This window comes from Bradyrhizobium ottawaense (assembly GCF_002278135.3).
Taxonomy (GTDB): Bacteria; Pseudomonadota; Alphaproteobacteria; order Rhizobiales; family Xanthobacteraceae; genus Bradyrhizobium; species Bradyrhizobium ottawaense.
This window is the reverse complement of sequence record NZ_CP029425.2, coordinates 1,584,615-1,603,638: the sequence shown is the minus strand read 5'-3', so window position 1 is coordinate 1,603,638 and position 19,024 is coordinate 1,584,615. Positions and strand designations below refer to the sequence as shown.

Sequence of the window (19,024 nt, the reverse complement as noted above, 5' to 3'; positions counted from 1 at the left end):
GAGAAGATAGCCGTGACCGAACAGCCGCTACTCAACGAGATCAAGGCGCTGATCAAGTCCTCAGGTCCCATGCCGGTCTGGCGGTACATGGAACTGTGCCTGATGCATCCGCGCCATGGCTATTACGTCTCGCGCGATCCGCTCGGGCGTGAGGGCGACTTCACAACCTCACCCGAAGTCAGCCAGATGTTCGGCGAGCTCCTGGGGTTGTGGACCGCCTCGGTGTGGAAGCAGATGGGCTCGCCGCAGTTCCTGCGGCTGATCGAGCTCGGCCCCGGCCGCGGCACCATGATGGCGGACGCGTTGCGCGCCCTTCGCGTGCTGCCGCCGCTCTACCAGGCGCTTCACATCCACATGGTCGAGGTCAATCCCGTCTTGCGCGAGCGGCAGAATGCGACGCTGTCGGGCGTGCGCAACATCGCCTGGCACGACAGCATCGACGACGTGCCTGAGGGACCGAGCATCATCCTCGCCAACGAATATTTCGACGTGCTGCCGGTCCACCAGATGGTCCGCCACGAGTACGGCTGGCACGAGCGCGTCATCGAGATCGATCCCAACGGCAAGCTTCAATTCGGCGCAGCGCCCGAGCCGACGCCGCGCTTCGACGTGCTCCTGCCGCCGCTCGTGCGCGCCGCACCCGTCGGCGCCGTGTTCGAATGGCGCCCCGACGGCGAGATCATGAAGCTCGCCACGCGCGTCCGCGACCAGGACGGCGCGGCGCTGATCATCGACTATGGCCATTTGCGCAGCGATGCCGGCGACACGTTCCAGGCGATTGCGCGCCACACCTTCGCCGATCCCTTGAAGGCGCCGGGCCAGGCCGACGTCACCGCTCATGTCGACTTCCAGGCGCTGGCGCGCGCGGCCGAAGATGTCGGCGCGCGCGTGCACGGGCCGGTGACGCAAGGCGACTTCCTCAAGCGGATCGGCATCGACACAAGGGCCGCCGCCTTGATGCAGAAGGCAACGCCGGAGGTCGCCACCGACATTTCGATCGCCCTCAAGCGGCTGACGGATACCGGGCGCGGCGGCATGGGCTCGATGTTCAAGGTGCTCGGCATCTCCGAGCCGCGGTTGACAGGCATTGCCGGCCTCAGCGATCTCGAACAGGCCGGAGAAGCCTCATGACGCTCGCTTCGTCGCTGCTGTCGGCTGTGCCCGGCCTGCGCCACTCGTTCTTCACCCGCGAAGGCGGCGTCTCCAGTGGCATCTACTCCGCGCTGAACGGCGGCCTCGGCTCCAATGACGATCAGGCCCTTGTCGCGGAGAACCGCCGCCGCATGGCCGAGCATGTCGGCGTTGCGCCGGAACGCTTCCTCAGCCTGCACCAGATCCATTCGCCCGACGTGCTCGTCGCAGAAGCGCCGTGGCCGAACGGGCCGCGGCCGAAGGGCGATGCGCTGGTGACGAACACGCCCGGCATCGCGCTCGGCGTCTCCACAGCCGATTGCGGGCCGGTGCTGTTCGTCGATCCCAACGCGCGCGTGATCGGTGGCGCACATGCGGGATGGAAGGGCGCGCTGACGGGCGTGCTGGAGGCGACGATTCTAGCGATGGAAAAACTCGGCGCGACGCGCAGCGGCATCATCGCCGCGATCGGGCCCTTGATCCGACAGGACAGCTACGAGGTCGGCAACGAGTTCGTGGCGCGCTTCATCGAGGCCGATGCCGACAACGCGATGTACTTCATCCCGTCGGTGCGCGAGGGCCACGCGATGTTCGACCTCGCCGGCTTCATCCGCAAGCGGCTGGAGGCCGCCGGCATCCTGATGATCGACGATCTCGGCGTCGACACCTACGCCGACGAGCGCTTCTTCAGCTATCGCCGCTCGGTGCATCGCAAGGAGCCGGATTACGGCCGCCACGTCCACGCGATCGCGCTGGAAGCGTGAACACAAGGGCAACACTGTGTGTCATTCCGGGCCTCGCGAAGCGAGAACCCGGAATCCATCGTGCAGCAATTCACGCGGCGAAATGGATTCCGGGCTCGCGCCAAGTGGCGCGCCCCGGAATGACCGTGTGTTGTGTCGCTCCCGCCCTAGACCTTAATCGATTTTAACGATATCGCTGCCCTCCATAATGAGGGACGCGTCATTCATCCTGGGCCGTGCGGGTTCGCGCGTGCTGGCGGTCATGCTGCTCGCGGCAGCGACCGCGCTTGGCGGCTGCGCCGGCGGCGGGGCCGCCAACTCCTATGCGATGGCGCCGAGCGCCGGCTCCGGGGCAACGGTCGCCTTCGAATCGATCGACGGGCCGCCGCCGCAGGTGTTCGACCGCATGGTCGGCGTGATCGACAGCGAATCCAAGCTGCGCAGCCTGTCCGTCGTCTCCCGCGAAGGGACCGCCGCCTACCGCGTGCGCAGCTATCTCTCCGCCCAGGTGGTGCGCGGCAAGACGGTGATCGCCTGGGTCTGGGACGTCTACGACGCCAACCAGCAGCGGGCGCTGCGCCTCTCCGGCGAGGAACCGACCTCGGCCAAAGGCGGCCGCGATCCGTGGGGAGCAGCTGACGACCTCGTGCTGCGGAAGATCGCCCAGGCCGGATTCAGCGGACTTTCCAACATGATCAACGGAACGCCGGATGCCCCGGGCACGGCTCCTGGCTTGCGGGGCCCGGCGGTGGCGAGCGTGATCCCGCAGGGCCCAGTGGCGGAGATGCCGGCCACGGCACTCGGCTACGCCGACCGATAACCCCCGCTAAACCACGGCCTCAAGTTGCGGCCAAGCCGTTGGCCCGACTCAGGATTTCGAAGGGAAAACGTAGCATCCCGGGTTGCCATTGCAGCCTCCGGCCTGATATTTCCTCGCCCGTCGTAACCGTGCTTCCAGTGGGATCTGAGATGTTGAACGTCGTATCCAGCAAAGCGCGGGAGGAAGCGTCCATGTCGGCCAAAAACGGCTCCATCAAGCTCGTCGCCGGCAACTCCAATCCGGCCCTCGCGCAGGCGATCGCGCAGGGCCTGGACCTGCCGCTGACCAAGGCGGTGGTGCGGCGCTTCGCCGACATGGAGATCTTCGTCGAGATCCAGGAGAACGTGCGCGGCTCGGATGCCTTCATCATCCAGTCGACCTCGTTCCCGGCGAACGACCATCTGATGGAATTGCTGATCATCACCGACGCGCTGCGCCGCTCCTCGGCGCGCCGCATCACGGCGGTGCTGCCCTATTTCGGCTACGCCCGGCAGGACCGTAAGTCGGGCTCGCGCACGCCGATCTCGGCCAAGCTGGTCGCCAACCTGATCACGCAGGCCGGCGTCGACCGCGTCATGACGCTCGATCTGCACGCCGGCCAGATCCAGGGCTTCTTCGACATCCCGACCGACAACCTTTACGCGGCGCCACTGATGGTGCGCGACATCAAGGAGAGGTTCGACCTCTCCAAGACCATGGTGATCTCGCCCGACGTCGGCGGCGTGGCCCGCGCGCGCGGCCTCGCCAAGCGCATCAACACTCCGCTCGCGATCGTCGACAAGCGCCGCGAACGGGCGGGCGAATCCGAGGTCATGAACGTGATCGGCGACGTCGCCGGCTACACCTGTATCCTGATCGACGACATCGTGGACTCCGGCGGAACGCTGGTGAACGCGGCCGACGCGCTGATCGCCAAGGGTGCCAAGGACGTCTACGCCTACATCACCCACGGCGTGCTCTCCGGCGGCGCGGCCGCCCGCATCGCGGGCTCGAGGCTGAAGGAGCTCGTGATCACCGACTCGATCCTGCCGACGGACGCGGTGACCAAGGCGCCGAACATCCGCACGCTGCCGATCGCCAGCCTGATCTCCGACGCGATCGCGCGCACGGCGGCGGAAGAGTCGGTGTCGAGCCTGTTCGACTGACACCGTCATTCCGGGGCGGCGCGAGAGCGCCGAACCCGGAATCCATCTTGCAGCAATCCGTGTCGATCAATGGATTCCGGGCTCGCGCTTCGCGCGCCCCGGAATGACCATGCCTACCCCACGATCCCCGCCGCGACCTGGCCGCGCAGGCGCTCCAGGCCGAGCAACGTCTCTGCACAAGCGGCCGCGACCTCGACGCCCTTGATCGCAAAATGCTTGCGGAAGAAGTCGTAGTGCACCTCGGTCTCGTGGAATTGCTGCGGCGTCAGCACCGCGGAGAACACCGGCACTTCGGTGCGCAGCTGCACGTCCATCAACGCCTTGATCACGGTGTCGGCGACGAATTCGTGGCGATAGATGCCACCATCGACGACCAGGCCGGCCGCGACGATGGCGGTATAGCGCCGCGTCTTGGCGAGGACCTGCGCGTGCAGCGGGATCTCGAACGAGCCAGGTACCTCGAACACGTCGACATGGGTGAGATGGCGCGCCTCGGCCTCCTTGATGAAGGCGATACGCGCCTCCTCGACCACGTCGCGGTGCCAGCAGGCCTGCACGAAGGCCACCCGCTGCGGTTTGGCAAAGAGCGGGTGGTCGGGCGCCGGGTCTTGCGGAACCGGCGGTTGGCTGACTTCGGAAGTTTCGATTTTGGGGTCTTGCAGCATCTGATTCATGGCTTTCCTTCTCAAGGACCAGAATCAGGGCACACGGAACGACAAACAGCCGCATCTTGCGATGCGTCTGCCTCCGACCGTTCTCTTTCATCCGGACTTTAACCGTCGGCTTCGGAGTTGCACCGAATCTGCTGACCCTTCCCCTCGGCAAGAAGACCTTAGGCAAGGCGCTCGCGGGCTTAGGCCTTTCGGCCCTTACCGCCGGTGGGGACTTTCACCCCGCCCTGAGAACATCGGCCGTCCGGGATGAACGGCCTGGCTGGAAATATGACGCCAGCCGGCGGCCGCAGCAAGCGTGTTCCGCATGGGGAAGGCGCATGGTCCCATGCCGTCATGGCGGCCCGGCCCTCGCGCGGCGGAATTAACGAATGGCGCCCTCCCCCGCGAATCCGATTCCGGTTTGTTCTCATCCATCCGGATCGAGGACTTCCCTCCGTTAAGAATTGTGGCGGAGATGAGCTGTGGACGAACGAGTCCTGACTTGTGGACGGACTCGGGACCCCGTTGCGCAGATTCCGCAAATCACATCACTTGATCCGCGACAGGCCCGCGCTGATCCGAGGGATCGCACCAGCGACGTTGAGGGAGCGTGCCGGGCCGACCGCGTGCGTATCAAGGACAACAAGAAGGCAAGAGGTCGAGACGGCATGTCCCTGCTCGAAAGCACTATCGATTCCAAAAGCCATCCGCTTGCGGTGGTCGAGGATATCGCTGCCAGCAACAACTGGCCGTTCGAACGCTCCGGCGAGGACGAACTCACCATTGTCTCCAAGGGACAATGGACCGACTACCAGCTCTCCTTCACCTGGATGGGCGAGATCGAGGCGCTGCATCTGGCCTGCGCGTTCGACATGAAGATTCCGGTCGCGCGCCGCGGCGAGGTGCAGCGGCTCGTCGCCGCCGTGAACGAGCAGTTGTGGGTCGGTCATTTCGATTTGTGGACCAACACCGGCATGGTCATGCACCGCCAGGCCCTGGTGCTGCCCGGCGGCCTGACCGCCTCGACCGCGCAATGCGAGGCCATGCTCGCCGGCGCCATCCACGCCTGCGAGCGCTATTTCCCGGCGTTCCAGTTCGTGGTGTGGGCGGGCAAGACCACGACCGAAGCGATGGACGCGGCGATGTTCGACACGGTGGGAGAGGCGTAAGTCTCGCCCAGCGCTGCGCCGTCGTCCCGGACAAGCGAAGCGAAGATCCGGGACCCATACCGCGTGATGCCTCTTGTGGCGCGCGGCTTGTTGCTCTGCTCTCTATCCACTAGAACCGCCGGTGGTTATGGGTCCCTGCGTTCGCAGGGACGACACCGTTTGCAAGGTGATCGCAGTGGCAGATAGCAGCACCCTCAAAAACATCACCGGCACCATCCTCCTCGCCGGCGCCGGCAAGATGGGCGGCGCGATGCTGACCGGATGGCTGTCGGGCGGACTCGACCCGCGCCGTGTCGCGGTGGTCGATCCGCACATCTCGACCGAGATCACCGCGCTTGCCGCCAAGGGCGTCGCGCTCAATCCTGATGTGACAACGGTCGGCACGGTCGAGACGCTGGTCGTCGCGGTGAAACCGCAGATGTTCCGCGAGGCCGGCGCGAAGCTGAAATCGTTCGTCTCGGACAAGACCTCGGTGGTCTCGATCATGGCGGGAACCACGATCGCATCGCTTGCCGAGGTCTGCGGCGGCGCCGTGGTGCGCGCGATGCCGAACACGCCGGCCGCGATCGGCCGCGGCATCACCGTTGCGGTCGCCGCGAAGAACGTCAGCGCCGCGCAGCGCGCGGTGGCCCATGCGCTGCTGCGCGCCACCGGCTCAGTCGAATGGGTCGATGACGAGAGCCTGATGGACGCGGTGACCGCCGTCTCCGGCTCCGGCCCGGCCTATGTGTTTCTGCTCGCCGAGGAGCTCGCCCGCGCCGGCGTCGAGGCCGGATTGCCCGAGTCGCTCGCGACCAGGCTGGCGCGCGAGACCGTGGCCGGCTCCGGCGAGCTGCTGCACCAGTCGGAGCTGCCATCGAGCACGTTGCGTCAGAACGTCACCTCGCCCGGCGGCACCACGGCCGCCGCGCTCGGTGTGCTGATGGCCGAGCCGGGTCTGCGCGATCTCATGATCCGCGCGATCGCGGCGGCGACAAAGCGGTCGAAGGAATTGGCGAAGTAAGCAGGTGCCGTAGGGTGGGTTAGGCGAAGCCGTAACCCACCTCTTCTATTTCCGAGGACGCAGACGTGGTGGATTACGCCAAGCGGTCTACGCTTCGCGTAGTCCGCAGGGCTAATCCACCCTACGGCGTCGTGCCCGCGGCTAACCGCCTGTTGAACATCTCGACATTGACGAGCCCGCGCGCGTGGCGGCCCTCGCCGAGCTTGCGCGTGCCCTCGAACGCCGCGACCTCGAAGCGGATGACGCGGCGTTCGACGGCGACGACCTTCGCGGTGGTCCGCACCGTCGCGCCGACGAGCGCGGCTGCGAGATGGCGGATGTCGACCTCGGTGCCGACAGTGACCCAGCCGGGCTGAAGCGCAGCGCGGATCGCATCGCCTGCGGTCATCTCCATTTCCAGGATCATCATCGGCGTCGCGTAGACAAACGGCATGCCCGGCACGAAATGCCCGACCGTGCGCTCCGCCGGGACCACCAGCGTGCGCTCGGCATTCATGCCGACCTTGATGAAATCGCGTGCGTCCATGGTGCCTCAAACTCCGCTGTCGTCCCGGACAACCGAGCGTAGCGAGCGCTGATCCGGGACCCATAACCACAGGATCGACTTTGGCGAAGATTCGGAGTTACCAGCTGGCCAGATAACCGCTCCCTGTGGTTATGGGTCCCGGATCTGCGCTGACGCTTGTCCGGGACGACAGCGGTGAATGCCGAACCGCCAGTGGCTACTTCTTCGCCGCCGCCGCGCGCTCCACGAAGGTCTTGCCGCCCTTCATCTTGTGACGGAGCGGGGCTTCGTTGATCTGGATGACGACGGCATCGGCATCGACGCCGAGATTCTTCACCAACGCCTGGGTGATGTCGCGCATCATGCCGGCCTTCTGCTCGTCGGTGCGGCCTTCGGCCATGCTGACAGTGATCTCAGGCATTGTTTTCTCCCTGTTGCTGTCGTCATGGCCGGGCTTGTCCCGGCCATTCACGTGCTTATCCATCAAACAAGACGTCGATGCCCGGGACAAGCCCGGGCATGACGGCCTGGCGGAATAGCTATCCCCACTTTACGTCATGACGGGCCAGGACCTCACGCACCTTGGTGACGAGATCGGCTTCGCTGCACGAGAATTGCGCCGGTCGGCTCTCGCGCCATTCCTGGTTGGAGGCGATCGCCGCGGCCGCCTTCGCGCCTTCGATCAGATCCTTGATCTGCAGCTCGCCGCGCGCCTTTTCATCCGAGCCCTGGATGATCACGCACGGTGAATTGCGGCGGTCGGCATATTTGAGCTGGTTGCCCATGTTCTTGGGATTGCCGAGATAGAGCTCGGCGCGGATGCCGGCGGCGCGCAAGCTAGCCACCATCTTCTGATAGTCGGCGACGCGGTCGCGGTCGAACACGGTCACGACGACGGGACCGAACTCCGGCTTGGTGTCGAGCTTGCCGAGCAGCGTCAGCGCGGCCTGGAGCCGCGAGACGCCGATCGAGAAGCCGGTCGCCGGCACGGGCTCGCCGCGGAAGCGCGAGACCAGGCCATCGTAACGCCCGCCCCCGCCGACCGAGCCGAAGCGCACCGGGCGGCCCTTCTCGTCCTTGGTCTCGAGCAGCAGTTCGACCTCGTAGACGGGGCCGGTGTAGTATTCGAGGCCGCGCACGACGGAGGGATCGATCTTGATGCGGTCCGCACCGTAACCCGACGCCGTGACCAGCTTGGCAATCTCGTCCAGCTCGCTCACGCCGGCCTGACCGATCTCGCTCTTGGCGAGGTAGGTTTCGGCCGCGGCAATGGCCTCTTTCCAATCCTCGCGCGGCTTGGTGATGGCGAGCACGACATCAGCCTCCGCCTCGCTCAAATTGGCGCCCTTCGTGAAATCGCCCTTGCCTTCCTCGCCGCCGTCCCATCGTCCGGGACCGAGCAATTTGCGCACTTCGTCGGCGGAAAACTTGTCGAGCTTGTCGATCGCGCGCAGCACGGTCAGCCTGCGGCCTGCGTTCTCGTCGCCGCCGAGCCCGATGGCCTCCAGCACGCCGTCGAGCACTTTGCGGTTGTTGACCTTCACGACATAGGAGCCGCGCGCGATGCCGAGCGCCTCCATCGTGTCCGCGGCCATCATGCAGATCTCGGCATCCGCCGCCGGCGTTGCCGAGCCGACGGTGTCGGCGTCGAACTGCATGAACTGCCGGAATCGGCCCGGGCCGGGCTTTTCGTTGCGGAAGACATGGCCGACCCGGTAGCTGCGGTAGGGCAAGACAAGAGCGTCGGTGCCGTAGCGCTCGCCGACGTAGCGGGCGAGTGGCGCGGTCAAATCGTAGCGCAGGCTGATCCACTGCTCGTCGTCGTCCTGGAACGAGAACACGCCCTCGTTCGGACGGTCCTGGTCGGGCAGGAACTTGCCGAGCGCATCGGTGTATTCCATCGCCGGCGTTTCCACCGGCTCGAAGCCGTAGAGCTCGTAGACGGCGCGGATCTTCTCGACCATCTCGCGCGTCGCCCGGATCGCTGAGGGATCGCGATCCTCGAGCCCGCGCGGCAGGCGCGCCTTCAGTTTCTGGGGTTTTTTGGGTTTCTCGGCCATGCGCCGGCATTTACCAGCCGGGGCGCGAAGCGGCAACCGGTGCTTAGGGGACGCCGTCATTCCGGGGCGATGCGCAAGCATCGAACCCGGAATCTCGAGATTCCGGGTCTGGTACTTCGGACCATCCCGGAATGACGGCCAACCTTTACGGCTTCTCCATCCGCGCTCTCAGGGCATCCGCGTCCGCCTTCGGCAGCGACTTCAGCGTCGGCTTGATGGTTTCGCCGCCGACGATCTTGCCGTTGCGCATGAACATCCAGTCCGAAATGTCAGCCTCGGTGAACTTGACCTCGTCGCCGGCCCGCTTGCCTGGCAGGTCACGCGGTTCGTTGGCGAGGAGACCAGAATAGGTCCCGTCAGGCCGCTTCTTCACCCCGCCGATCCAGATGTGCTCACCGCCCTTGCGGGTCGAGAAGCGCACCTTCAGGGCGTGCCCAGCCTCCGACGGCTTCGGCGTGTCATAGGAGGCCCAGAAAGTTGGAAGCGAGCCACGGGCGCGCGCGATCGCGGCATTCATCTCGGGATCGCTGGTGCGCACATCGACGATCGGCGAGCGATCTTGCGCGACCACCTCATGCATCGGGCCGATGGTCAGGATGCCGAAAACGGAAACGCCGGCGATTGCGGCGAGAACGACCCATTTCATGGGTTGGGAGAGTTTCGTTGCCATGGTTGCGAAGTCCTGATGTCCAGATGTGTCCAGACTTTGTCGCATGTCGGCAACGGCACGTTCAGTGCACGAAAAACCACAAACGATGCGCGTTTCCCCTCTGCTCACGAGAGGGGAAACGCGCATCGGCGTATCTCAAAACACCTTGCGGATCCAGTTGTGGGGATCGTTGGTGCGGCCGTACTGGATGTCGACGAGCTGCTTGCGCAGGCCCATGGCGACGGGGCCGGCGGCGCCGCCGCTGATTTCGAAATCACCGCTCACCGAGCGCACCTTGCCGATCGGCGAGATCACGGCCGCGGTGCCACAGGCAAACGCTTCCTTCAGCTTGCCGCTGGCCGCATCCTTGCGCCACTGGTCGAGCGAATACGGCTCCTCGCGCACGGTCTTGCCGGCATCCTTTGCCAGCGCGATGATGGAGTCGCGGGTGATGCCGGGCAGGATGGTCCCGAGCGGCGGCGTCGAAAGCGAGCCGTCGTCGAACACGAAGAACACGTTCATGCCGCCGAGCTCCTCGATGTAGCGGCGCTCGACCGCGTCGAGGAAGACGACCTGATCGCAGCCATGCTGGATCGCTTCGGCCTGGGCACGCAGGCTCGCGGCATAATTGCCGCCGCATTTGACGGCACCGGTGCCGCCGACGGCCGCGCGCGTGTAATTCTCCGAGACCCAGATCGACACCGGCGCAGGCCCGCCCTTGAAGTAGGAGCCGACCGGCGAAGCGATGACGGCGAAGATATATTCGGACGACGGCTTGACGCCGAGGAAGGTCTCGCTCGCGATCATGAAGGGCCGCAGGTAGAGGCTGCCCTCGCCGCCCGGCATCCAAGCGCGGTCGATACGCACGACCTGCTCGACCGCCTCGATGAAGACGTCCTCGGGCAGCTGCGCCATCGCCATGCGGTCGGCGGAATCCTTGAAGCGCCGCGCATTGGCGTCGGGACGGAACAGGTTCACGCCGCCATCGTCGCGCTTGTAGGCCTTGAGGCCCTCGAAGATTTCCTGGGCGTAGTGCAGCACCGCGCCGGCCGGATCCATCTGGAAGTTGGCGCGTGCCTCGATCTTCGCCTCGTACCAGCCGCCCTTGGCCTGGTTGTAGCGCACGATCGCCATGTGATCGGTGAAGACTCGTCCGAAGCCGGGGTCCACCAGCTTGGCCACGCGGTCCTTCTCGGACGTCGGATTGGATGCGGGCTGGATGTCGAATTTCATGCTCATGTCCTTGCCTCCCGCTTGCCGGTGGCGGCGCCGTTCTGGCGCCGGCCTGCCCTTTTCGGGCCCGGCTGGCTTGATTGGTTTTAGGCCGGACCGCCGCCAGCCTTGTTACGGCCGGTTTCCGTGGCCAGCATATCGCCGAGGACATGCTTTTGCGGAAGGCGGAAGTCCAGTATGTTTTGCCGAAACGCCGCTCGACAATCGCACGGTAGATCTGATCCGGCCGTCGTCGCCTGTCCGGCTCTCTCCAGCCGCCCTGCTTCGATGCCACCCGCGCGAAACGATCTAAAATTTCGTGCTGGTCAATCGTTTTGTAACATTGAACCCAAGATACGTCAATATGCCTGACATAAATTTCGCGACTTCCTCTCACGACGCCGCCGAGCCCAAGCCGGCCGCAGACGACGGAGGCAATTTGCGCTGGGATATCATCGAGCTACTGTTCTTCGCCTATCGCGACTTCGTCGGCGATCCCGACCAGGAGCTGGAGGCTTTCGGCTTCGGCCGCGCCCACCACCGGGTCATGCACTTCGTCTACCGCTATCCCGGCCTCAAGGTCGCCGATCTGCTCGACGTCCTGCGCATCACCAAGCAATCGCTCGGCCGCGTGCTCAAGCAGCTGCTGGACGAGGGCTACATCGTACAGAAGACCGGCGACAATGACCGCCGCCAGCGCCTGCTCTACGCGACGCCGAAGGGCGAGGCGCTGGTGCAGAAGCTCGCCGGTCTGCAGACCACGCGGATCACCAAGGCGCTCGCCGAAATGGGTCCGCAGGATGCGGAAACCGTCAAGCGCTTCTTGCGCGCGATGATCGATCGCGACGATCCGGACAAGGTGCTCGAGACGATCTTCGCTTCCGTCAACCACGACGCCAAGGAGTGACCGTGACGCTCGCTGCCACTCTCGCCCGCCCGCCGGCGCGCCCGGCCGATGACGCGCCGCATCTGCTGCTCGTCGACGACGACCGCCGCATCCGCGATCTGCTCTCGCGCTTCCTCGCCGCCGAGGGCTACCGCGTCACCACCGCCGCGAGCGCCGGCGATGCACGCTCGAAACTGCTGGGCCTGCATTTCGACCTCTTGATCCTCGACGTGATGATGCCCGGCGAGACCGGCTTCGATCTCGCCCGCTTCATCCGGACATCCTCCTCCGTGCCGATCGTGATGTTGACGGCACGACACGAGGCGGAAGCGCGCATCGAGGGCCTGCAGATCGGCGCCGACGACTACGTGGCGAAACCGTTCGAGCCGCGCGAGCTGGCGCTGCGCATCAACAACATCCTCAAGCGCGCCGCGCCGCCGCCGCAGGCCACGACGGTGGAGAAGATCGCGTTCGGTCCCTACGTCTATCATCTCGATCGCGGTGAACTGCGCCAGGGCGAGGAGGTCATCCACCTCACCGACCGCGAGCGCGAGATGCTGCGCATCCTCTCGGAGACGCCGGGCGAGACCGTGCCGCGCAGTGCGCTGACCGGCAACGGCAGCGTCAACGAGCGCGCCGTCGACGTGCAGATCAACCGCCTCAGGCGCAAGATCGAGACAGACCCCGCCAATCCGCTGTTCCTCCAGGCGGTGCGCGGCATCGGCTACCGGCTGGTAGCCTCGCCATAAATCAGTGAAGCGCGACCGATGAGCACGATCGATACCGGCCTGACGCTGCTCCGAAGCGCCGCCGGCCGCGTCTCCGCCGTCAACGGCTGGATGGGCAACGCGTTCAAGGGGTGGATGCCGACCGGCCTCTACGCCCGCGCGCTGCTCATCATGATTGTGCCGATGGTGGTGCTGCAATCGGTCGTGGCCTTCGTGTTCATGGAGCGGCACTGGAATACGGTGACGCGCCGACTGTCGGCCGCCGTGGTGCAGGACATCGCCGCGCTGATCGACGTCTACAAGGGGTATCCGCAAGACCGGGATCGCGAGCAGATCCGCCGCATCGCCCAGCAGCGCCTCGGCCTCGTCGTCGATTTCCTGCCCGCCGGCGACATGCCGCCGCCGGGACCAAAGCCGTTCTTCTCGCTGCTCGACCAGACGCTGTCGGTGCAGCTCGGCCGCCAGATCGGGCGCTCGTTCTGGATTGACACGGTCGGCCGCTCCAATCTCGTCGAGATCCGCATCCAGCTCGACGATGCCGTGATGCGCGTGTTCGCGCAGCGCAGCGCCGCCTATGCCTCCAACTCGGAGATATTCCTGTTCTGGATGGTCGGCACGTCCTCGATTTTGCTGATCGTGGCCGTGCTGTTCCTGCGCAACCAGATCAAGCCGATCCTGCGTCTTGCCGACGCCGCCGAAAGCTTCGGCAAGGGCCGCGAAGCGCCGAACTTCCGCCCCAGGGGCGCGCGCGAGGTGCGGCGCGCGGCGGTCGCCTTCCTCGAGATGAAGTCGCGCATCGAGCGCACCATGGAGCAGCGCACCGCGATGCTCGCCGGCGTCAGCCACGATCTGCGCACCATCCTGACCCGCTTCAAGCTGGAGCTGGCGCTGATCGGCGACAGCCCCGAGCTCGAGGGCATGCGCAAGGACGTCGACGAAATGTCGATGATGCTGGAGGATTACCTCGCCTTCGCCCGCGGCGATTCCGGCGAGCAGTCGCAGCCGACCGACATGGCGCAGGCGCTCGAGGAGCTGCGCGGCGACGCCGAGCGCCACGGTCACACCGCGACCGTCGCCTTCCACGGCCTGCCCGTCGTGACGGTGAAGCCGGCCTCGTTCAAACGCTGCCTCGCCAATCTCGTCACCAACGCGGCGCGCTACGGCAAGGCCATCGCCATCACCGGCCAGCGCGATCACCGTTATTTGACCGTGACGATCGACGACGACGGCCCCGGCATTCCCGCGCATTTGCGCGAAGAAGTGTTCAAGCCGTTCCTGCGGCTCGACAACGCCCGCAACCAGGATGAAGGCGGCACGGGCCTTGGCCTTGCCATCGCCCGCGACATCGCCCGCTCGCATGGCGGCGACATCACCCTCGGCGACAGTCCGATGGGGGGACTGCGGGCGAGCGTGCGGATACCGGTGTAGCTGTAGCTGCAGCCTCACCTCTCCCCGTAAGAACGGGGCGAGGGAGCGCACCGGTTTCGGGGCAACGCTTACCTACTTCGGCAGCAGCGCCTTCAGCTTATCCATGTCGCGCACGTTCATCTTGAAGCCGCCGGGCATCACGATGTCGCCGGGCTTCTGGTCCGGTTTGCAGGCCCCAAGCCATTTGGCTTGCAGCGTCATGGTGGTATCGCGTCCCGCAGCGCCGGCGACACCGCCTTGTGCGTGCGAGGAGGTCTTCACCGTATAGGCCGAGTTGAAATCGCCCGTGATCTCGGCATGCGAGGTCGTGCTGACGCCGGCGACGCTGCACTCGGAATCGCTGACATAGCCGGTCGCGGTCTTCTTGATCTCCTGCTTGGCGCAGATCTGCTTGGCCATCGGGGAGACGTTGTTGCTCATCTCCTTGTCGACGGTCTCGTCGGTGCAGTGCTGCATGGTCATCTCGGGCACGGGCGAGCCGCTCGTGACCAGCTTCATCTCCCAAAGACCGGCCTTGCGCACCGGCAGGTCGTCGGCAAAGGCACCGCCTGCCGAAACCACGAGGCAAAGGGCCGAGCCGAGCAAAGCGAGTTTGCGCGTCATGTGAAAAGGCTCCCGGCTGAGAGAGTGCGGCGTTACGACAGCGCCTCAGTAGAGCGTGCGGATCGGCTGGTCGGCGGCGCCATACGGCACCCAGCGGCAGGAGAACGAGATGTAACCGCCCTCATAGGCCTGCACCGCCAGGAATTTCACGACCTTGCCGTAGCGCGCGCAGTGGTCGACCGCGGCCTGCCGGGCGTCGACCTGGGTGGCCATCGAATAGGCGATGATGCCGCCGGTGTCGTTGCCCTTGAATGGCGGCACATAATCGGCGCGCGCCGACTGGCTCGCCATCATGCCCGAGACAACCAGGCTGGCGAGAAGACCCGCGGCCGCAATGATTCGCATTCCCGTCACTCCAATTGGCTGGTCGCCAGTTTACGGTGCCGGAAGGAAAGTGGAAAGAACCCAAGCCCTGCCAACCACGAAGTTGTGGTCAACTCCTGGCGAAGTGTTGCCGCGCTGCACTTGACCTCCCCCGGCCTTCGCGGCACCGTCCAACCTTCGCAAGACCTTAGCTGTCCGGATTGACCATGCGCGCCCCCCTCCTGAAATTGCTCCGCTATGCCGCTGTGCTCGGCCTCATGTTCGGAGCGATGTCGCTCGGTGAGGCCAGGGCCGCCAATCCGCTGGAGCTGAACTTCTGGCTGAGCGGACCGCGCTATGACGGCGCCGTCGCCGATTGCGACAGGGCGCTACCGACCATCGCTACCCAGTTCTGGGAAAAGGAAAGCACGTTCTGGAATTCCTCGTTGAGGATCACCGGCTTCTCCGCCGTTCGCGAGACCGCATTCCGGCCCTGGCAGTCCGACAACATTCCGCGCCGCTATTGCACCGGCGAGGCCATGCTCAATGACGGCAAGGTGCGCAAGGTGCACTTCTCGATCATCGAGGATGGCGGCTTCGCCGGCTATGGCAACGGCGTCGAATGGTGCGTGGTCGGGCTCGACCGCAACTGGGCCTACAATCCGGCCTGCCGCGCCGCCAAGCCCTGATCGGGAAGCCCTGATCAGGAAGCCCTGATTAGGAAGCCCTGATTGGTCGCTCGAGGCGCCGAACGGCGGCCGCCGGAATTTTGTTCTTGAAATGTTCCCATCGCCTGCTAGGCTTCCTCGCACAGTCTAGTTGAGGGGCGTCGCCATGTTTCATTCCAGATTGCATTTGTTTTCCCGTCTCGTGATCTCCCTGACCCTTGCCGCCGGACTGGCTTTGCTCGCCGGCAGCGCAAGCGCCCAGGACAAGCGGCAGAACGCGCCCGGCGAATTCGACTTCTATGTGCTGTCGCTATCGTGGTCGCCCTCGTTCTGCGAGGAGGCGGCCGAGCGTGGCGGCCGCTCGCAGATCCAGTGCAGCGGTCGGCCCTACGCCTTCGTGGTGCATGGGCTGTGGCCGCAATATGAGAACGGCTTCCCGGAATATTGCCAGCGGCCCGCACCGCGGCTGAACCGCAGCATCGTCTCCTCGATGCTCGATTTGATGCCGGCGCCGGGCCTGATCTTCAACGAATGGGACAAGCACGGCACCTGCTCGGGCCTCGAGGGCCGCAGTTATTTCGAGACGATCCGCAAGGCGCGCGCTGCGATCAAGATCCCGACCGAATATCTCGATTTGCCGCAGGCCAAGTCCGTGGCGCCGGCGGAGGTCGAGGAAGCCTTCATCAAGGCCAATCCGGGACTGAGCAATGCCGCCGTCTCGGTCACCTGCAACCGGACGCGGCTGTCCGAGGTCCGTATCTGCCTCAGCAAGGAACCTGCAATTCCGCGCTTGCGACGAGATCGAACGCCGCACTTGCCGCCGCGATCAGGTGACCATGCCGCCGATCAGGGGCGGATAGGCCGACTTCTCAGACCGTCATTCCGGGGCCGCGAAGCGCGAAGAAACCATTGTCCCGCATAGCCGGTGGCGAAATGAATTCCGGGCTCGGTGCTGCGCACCGCCCCGGAGAATGACGGCAGTTACTTTCATCGCGCGATGTCGTAACTCTCCGCCATGAATTACCGTCACGCCTTCCACGCCGGCAACTTCGCCGATGTCATCAAGCACATCGTGCTGGCGCGCATCATCACCTATCTGCAGGACAAGCCGGGGGCGTTCCGCGTCATCGACACCCATGCCGGCGCCGGCCTCTACGATCTCGACAGCGACGAGGCGCGCCGGGGCGGCGAATGGCTGACCGGCATCGCGCGGCTGATGCAGGCACGCCTGTCGAACGAGACCCTGGCGCTGGTACAACCCTATCTCGATATCGTCCGCGCCTTCAATCCGAAGGGTGAGCTCAAAGCCTATCCGGGCTCGCCGTTGATTGCGCGCGGCCTGCTCCGGCCGCAAGACCGACTCGTCGCCTGCGAGCTCGAGCCGAAGGCGCGGAAAGCGCTGATCGCCGTGCTGCGCCGCGACGAACAGGCGCGCGTGGTCGACCTCGACGGCTGGGTGGCGCTGCCGGCCTTCGTGCCGCCGAAGGAGCGGCGCGGCCTCGTGCTGATCGATCCGCCCTTCGAGGCCAAGGACGAGTTCGAGCGGCTGGGCGAAGCCTTCTCCACCGCCTTCGCGAAATGGCCGACCGGCATCTATGTCATTTGGTATCCCGCCAAGAACCGGCGCGCCACCGACACACTGGTCCAAACGGTGGCGCGGCTCGCAGCTGCAGCAAAGCCGCCGGGAAATTGTCTGCGCCTCGAGTTCAGCGTCGCGCCTCAGCTCGATGGCGGGGCTCTCGCCTCCACCGGGCTCCTGATCGTCAATCCGCCCTACACGCTGCAGGGCGAGCTCAAGACGATCCTGCCCGAGCTGGAAATGCCGCTCGGCCAAGGTGGTGCTGCCAGATTCCGATTGGAGGTGCCCAAGCCCTAGAGCCAAGAAGCCGTAACACTCCGGCATTCTTGGGAAAAATATGCAGGAGCGGTAGTCAATCTGCAGAGAACCGTATTATGCTGTTTCCGTGACTGGCTTTACGTTCCGCTTCCGCGAATGGTTGCGGCGGAGTGAAGGCCTAAGAAAGATCCGGCCGGACCGCCAGCGGTCCGCCCAAGGATGGCCAGCTCCCGGGCTCCGTAGTGCCCGGTCATGTCGTGACGTGAGTCTGCGTCGCGGCGGAGGAGCAATGAGGGGGAGTTTCCCGATGGCCATGACGGGAACGGTCAAGTTTTTCAACGGCGAACGCGGCTACGGTTTCATCAAGCCTGACGACGGCGGCCGCGACGTATTCGTACATATTACTGCTGTGGAGCGAGCCGGACTGAAGGACCTTGCGGAAGGACAGCGTATTACTTTCGAAGTCGAACCCGACAAGAAGGGGAAGGGACCGAAGGCGGTCAATCTGGTCATCCTGTCCTAGCGGGCCTGACGCACAACATTCGGCGCAATACTTGGCGCAAAAAATACCTGGCGCAAAAAATTCCCGGCCGCGAGCGGCCGGGAGGTTGTGGTCCGGTATTTTCTTCTTCAGCTATCAGAAACGATAGTTCACGCCTGCGCGCACAACGCTGGCGCTATAGCCGTTTGACACCCCTGTAATTGCGAACTGTGTCGTCGACAGATCGATGTAGAGATATTCCAGCTTGGCGCTCCAGTTGGGGGCCAGACCGACTTCCGCACCGGCGCCGATGGTCCAGCCGGCGGTGGTGTGCGATTCCGTCCAGCCGAAGGTCTGCGCACGCAGCTCGCCGAAGGCGAGGCCGGCGGTGCCATAGAACAGCACGTTGCTGAAGGCATAGCCGGCGCGGCCGCGCAGGGTGCCGAACCACGGATTGGAGAATTTCCACGGTGCGAAGGTGTCGTCGGCACCGGCGGCCTGGATGTCGCCCTCGACGCCGAACACAAACGGGCCATTCTGGAAGTTGTAACCGGCTTGCACGCCGCCGACGAAGCCCGACGGCTTCGAGGGGTTGTTGTCCACCGAGCCCCATTCATAGCCGATGTTGCCGCCGAGATAGGGGCCTGCCCAGCTATACGCGTTGAGCGGCTGGTTGACGGTATAGGGCGCGCGCTGACCGTAATTCATGTCGGCGGCCTCCGCCGAAGCTGTCCAGCCGGCGGCAACCAACGCGGCTGCGCCCACAACGAGCCTCTTCATCACACACTCCAACGCAACTGCCGTCACCGGTGCGGCGCCAGGCAAACCGCATGGTTACGGAACCACGACCTTTTCGCGTAAGATTTATCGAGAGTTTTAAGTTAAAGGGCTGTTAAGCCGGGTTACCGCGCTGTTAACAGGCTTAAGCAAGCGTTACCGGGAACTGCGGCGCCATCCTGTGCGTGCCGCACGGCCGGAACTTCAAATCGGCACCCCCAGC

21 protein-coding genes, 1 pseudogene and 1 riboswitch are annotated in these 19,024 nt (G+C 65.1%); of the genes and pseudogenes, 13 read left to right on the top strand and 9 right to left on the bottom strand.

Annotated features, from left to right (window positions below):
• Positions 1-12: 12 nt before the first annotated feature.
• From CIT37_RS07635 to CIT37_RS07620, 4 genes are all read left to right on the top strand, one after another.
• Entirely contained in the window at positions 13-1,131 is a 1,119-nt protein-coding gene (locus tag CIT37_RS07635) for a class I SAM-dependent methyltransferase (protein ID WP_038947461.1), read from the top strand.
• Complete coding sequence (pgeF, locus tag CIT37_RS07630) at positions 1,128-1,895, top strand: peptidoglycan editing factor PgeF (protein ID WP_038947462.1); 768 nt, start codon at positions 1,128-1,130, stop codon at positions 1,893-1,895. The genes CIT37_RS07635 and pgeF overlap by 4 nt, the downstream gene beginning before the upstream one ends.
• Before the next feature lie 187 nt (positions 1,896-2,082).
• The gene (locus CIT37_RS07625) at positions 2,083-2,694 is read left to right on the top strand and encodes a hypothetical protein (protein WP_038971139.1); all 612 of its coding nucleotides are present in this window, start codon (positions 2,083-2,085) and stop codon (positions 2,692-2,694) included.
• Positions 2,695-2,885: 191 nt separating this feature from the next.
• Entirely contained in the window at positions 2,886-3,839 is a 954-nt protein-coding gene (locus CIT37_RS07620; protein ID WP_026202002.1) for a ribose-phosphate pyrophosphokinase, read from the top strand.
• A 113-nt stretch (positions 3,840-3,952) separates the two neighbouring features.
• On the opposite strand, the gene CIT37_RS07615 is transcribed toward CIT37_RS07620, so the two are convergent.
• Positions 3,953-4,513, bottom strand: coding sequence for a 6,7-dimethyl-8-ribityllumazine synthase (locus CIT37_RS07615; protein WP_095424819.1), 561 nt, complete (start codon positions 4,511-4,513; stop codon positions 3,953-3,955).
• A gap of 75 nt (positions 4,514-4,588) precedes the next feature.
• A riboswitch (FMN riboswitch) is annotated at positions 4,589-4,749 on the bottom strand.
• 411 nt (positions 4,750-5,160) lie between these two features.
• On the opposite strand from CIT37_RS07615, the gene CIT37_RS07610 reads away from it, so the two are divergent.
• The gene (locus tag CIT37_RS07610) at positions 5,161-5,661 is read left to right on the top strand and encodes a type III secretion system chaperone family protein (protein ID WP_028140163.1); all 501 of its coding nucleotides are present in this window, start codon (positions 5,161-5,163) and stop codon (positions 5,659-5,661) included.
• A 127-nt stretch (positions 5,662-5,788) separates the two neighbouring features.
• Positions 5,789-6,664: a pyrroline-5-carboxylate reductase gene (gene proC / locus CIT37_RS07605; protein ID WP_161966524.1), complete on the top strand. Its 876-nt coding sequence runs from the start codon at positions 5,789-5,791 to the stop codon at positions 6,662-6,664.
• A 121-nt stretch (positions 6,665-6,785) separates the two neighbouring features.
• Here proC and CIT37_RS07600 read toward each other — a convergent pair whose 3' ends face one another.
• From CIT37_RS07600 to CIT37_RS07580, 5 genes are all read right to left on the bottom strand, one after another.
• Complete coding sequence (locus CIT37_RS07600) at positions 6,786-7,190, bottom strand: thioesterase family protein (RefSeq protein ID WP_095424817.1); 405 nt, start codon at positions 7,188-7,190, stop codon at positions 6,786-6,788.
• Between the two features lie 196 nt (positions 7,191-7,386).
• Positions 7,387-7,590: a tautomerase family protein gene (locus tag CIT37_RS07595; RefSeq protein WP_008144861.1), complete on the bottom strand. Its 204-nt coding sequence runs from the start codon at positions 7,588-7,590 to the stop codon at positions 7,387-7,389.
• A 118-nt stretch (positions 7,591-7,708) separates the two neighbouring features.
• Entirely contained in the window at positions 7,709-9,229 is a 1,521-nt protein-coding gene (gene hisS, locus CIT37_RS07590; RefSeq protein ID WP_095424816.1) for a histidine--tRNA ligase, read from the bottom strand.
• Between the two features lie 145 nt (positions 9,230-9,374).
• Positions 9,375-9,899 carry a YegJ family protein gene (locus tag CIT37_RS07585; RefSeq protein ID WP_095424815.1) on the bottom strand — a complete coding sequence of 175 codons (525 nt, stop codon included), beginning with the start codon at positions 9,897-9,899 and terminating at the stop codon, positions 9,375-9,377.
• Between the two features lie 135 nt (positions 9,900-10,034).
• Positions 10,035-11,117 carry a branched-chain amino acid aminotransferase gene (locus tag CIT37_RS07580; protein WP_028140158.1) on the bottom strand — a complete coding sequence of 361 codons (1,083 nt, stop codon included), beginning with the start codon at positions 11,115-11,117 and terminating at the stop codon, positions 10,035-10,037.
• Between the two features lie 337 nt (positions 11,118-11,454).
• Between CIT37_RS07580 and CIT37_RS07575 the strand changes: the two genes are divergently transcribed.
• Genes CIT37_RS07575 through CIT37_RS07565 form a run of 3 tightly spaced genes read left to right on the top strand, consistent with a single transcriptional unit; the run spans position 11,455 to position 14,132 of the window.
• Entirely contained in the window at positions 11,455-11,997 is a 543-nt protein-coding gene (locus tag CIT37_RS07575; protein ID WP_028140157.1) for a MarR family winged helix-turn-helix transcriptional regulator, read from the top strand.
• Entirely contained in the window at positions 11,994-12,725 is a 732-nt protein-coding gene (locus CIT37_RS07570; RefSeq protein ID WP_038971144.1) for a response regulator, read from the top strand. Before CIT37_RS07575 ends, CIT37_RS07570 begins: the two co-directional genes overlap by 4 nt.
• Positions 12,726-12,743: 18 nt before the next feature.
• Positions 12,744-14,132, top strand: a complete 1,389-nt coding sequence (locus CIT37_RS07565) for an ATP-binding protein (RefSeq protein ID WP_028140155.1) — start codon at positions 12,744-12,746, stop codon at positions 14,130-14,132.
• Positions 14,133-14,204: 72 nt separating this feature from the next.
• On the opposite strand, the gene CIT37_RS07560 is transcribed toward CIT37_RS07565, so the two are convergent.
• Positions 14,205-14,735, bottom strand: coding sequence for a DUF3617 domain-containing protein (locus CIT37_RS07560; RefSeq protein WP_028140154.1), 531 nt, complete (start codon positions 14,733-14,735; stop codon positions 14,205-14,207).
• Between the two features lie 45 nt (positions 14,736-14,780).
• Positions 14,781-15,080, bottom strand: a complete 300-nt coding sequence (locus CIT37_RS07555; RefSeq protein ID WP_038947472.1) for a hypothetical protein — start codon at positions 15,078-15,080, stop codon at positions 14,781-14,783.
• Between the two features lie 185 nt (positions 15,081-15,265).
• Between CIT37_RS07555 and CIT37_RS07550 the strand changes: the two genes are divergently transcribed.
• The 4 genes and pseudogenes from CIT37_RS07550 (at position 15,266) to CIT37_RS07535 (ending at position 18,066) form a co-directional block, all read left to right on the top strand.
• Positions 15,266-15,727: a hypothetical protein gene (locus CIT37_RS07550; protein WP_028140152.1), complete on the top strand. Its 462-nt coding sequence runs from the start codon at positions 15,266-15,268 to the stop codon at positions 15,725-15,727.
• Positions 15,728-15,872: 145 nt separating this feature from the next.
• Positions 15,873-16,566 (top strand): annotated as a pseudogene (locus CIT37_RS07545) (ribonuclease T2 family protein).
• A gap of 155 nt (positions 16,567-16,721) precedes the next feature.
• Complete coding sequence (locus CIT37_RS07540) at positions 16,722-17,582, top strand: 23S rRNA (adenine(2030)-N(6))-methyltransferase RlmJ (protein ID WP_095424814.1); 861 nt, start codon at positions 16,722-16,724, stop codon at positions 17,580-17,582.
• Between the two features lie 268 nt (positions 17,583-17,850).
• Entirely contained in the window at positions 17,851-18,066 is a 216-nt protein-coding gene (locus CIT37_RS07535; protein WP_008544396.1) for a cold-shock protein, read from the top strand.
• 114 nt (positions 18,067-18,180) lie between these two features.
• Here CIT37_RS07535 and CIT37_RS07530 read toward each other — a convergent pair whose 3' ends face one another.
• On the bottom strand, positions 18,181-18,804 hold the full coding sequence (locus CIT37_RS07530) for an outer membrane protein (RefSeq protein WP_028140149.1): 624 nt from the start codon (positions 18,802-18,804) through the stop codon (positions 18,181-18,183).
• Positions 18,805-19,024 lie beyond the last annotated feature (220 nt).

Excerpts from the sequence above, each read along its gene's own strand:
- CIT37_RS07530 (WP_028140149.1), bottom strand. The coding sequence starts at position 18,804 with ATGAAGAGGCTCGTTGTGGGCGCAGCCGCGTTGGTTGCCGCCGGCTGG.
- CIT37_RS07580 (WP_028140158.1), bottom strand. The coding sequence starts at position 11,117 with ATGAGCATGAAATTCGACATCCAGCCCGCATCCAATCCGACGTCCGAG.
- CIT37_RS07625 (WP_038971139.1), top strand. The coding sequence starts at position 2,083 with ATGAGGGACGCGTCATTCATCCTGGGCCGTGCGGGTTCGCGCGTGCTG.
- CIT37_RS07560 (WP_028140154.1), bottom strand. The coding sequence starts at position 14,735 with ATGACGCGCAAACTCGCTTTGCTCGGCTCGGCCCTTTGCCTCGTGGTT.
- CIT37_RS07620 (WP_026202002.1), top strand. The coding sequence starts at position 2,886 with ATGTCGGCCAAAAACGGCTCCATCAAGCTCGTCGCCGGCAACTCCAAT.
- CIT37_RS07595 (WP_008144861.1), bottom strand. The coding sequence starts at position 7,590 with ATGCCTGAGATCACTGTCAGCATGGCCGAAGGCCGCACCGACGAGCAG.
- hisS (WP_095424816.1), bottom strand. The coding sequence starts at position 9,229 with ATGGCCGAGAAACCCAAAAAACCCCAGAAACTGAAGGCGCGCCTGCCG.
- CIT37_RS07585 (WP_095424815.1), bottom strand. The coding sequence starts at position 9,899 with ATGGCAACGAAACTCTCCCAACCCATGAAATGGGTCGTTCTCGCCGCA.
- proC (WP_161966524.1), top strand. The coding sequence starts at position 5,789 with ATGGGTCCCTGCGTTCGCAGGGACGACACCGTTTGCAAGGTGATCGCA.
- CIT37_RS07550 (WP_028140152.1), top strand. The coding sequence starts at position 15,266 with ATGCGCGCCCCCCTCCTGAAATTGCTCCGCTATGCCGCTGTGCTCGGC.
- CIT37_RS07615 (WP_095424819.1), bottom strand. The coding sequence starts at position 4,513 with ATGAATCAGATGCTGCAAGACCCCAAAATCGAAACTTCCGAAGTCAGC.
- CIT37_RS07540 (WP_095424814.1), top strand. The coding sequence starts at position 16,722 with ATGAATTACCGTCACGCCTTCCACGCCGGCAACTTCGCCGATGTCATC.
- CIT37_RS07555 (WP_038947472.1), bottom strand. The coding sequence starts at position 15,080 with ATGCGAATCATTGCGGCCGCGGGTCTTCTCGCCAGCCTGGTTGTCTCG.
- CIT37_RS07610 (WP_028140163.1), top strand. The coding sequence starts at position 5,161 with ATGTCCCTGCTCGAAAGCACTATCGATTCCAAAAGCCATCCGCTTGCG.
- CIT37_RS07600 (WP_095424817.1), bottom strand. The coding sequence starts at position 7,190 with ATGGACGCACGCGATTTCATCAAGGTCGGCATGAATGCCGAGCGCACG.
- pgeF (WP_038947462.1), top strand. The coding sequence starts at position 1,128 with ATGACGCTCGCTTCGTCGCTGCTGTCGGCTGTGCCCGGCCTGCGCCAC.
- CIT37_RS07565 (WP_028140155.1), top strand. The coding sequence starts at position 12,744 with ATGAGCACGATCGATACCGGCCTGACGCTGCTCCGAAGCGCCGCCGGC.
- CIT37_RS07535 (WP_008544396.1), top strand. The coding sequence starts at position 17,851 with ATGGCCATGACGGGAACGGTCAAGTTTTTCAACGGCGAACGCGGCTAC.
- CIT37_RS07575 (WP_028140157.1), top strand. The coding sequence starts at position 11,455 with ATGCCTGACATAAATTTCGCGACTTCCTCTCACGACGCCGCCGAGCCC.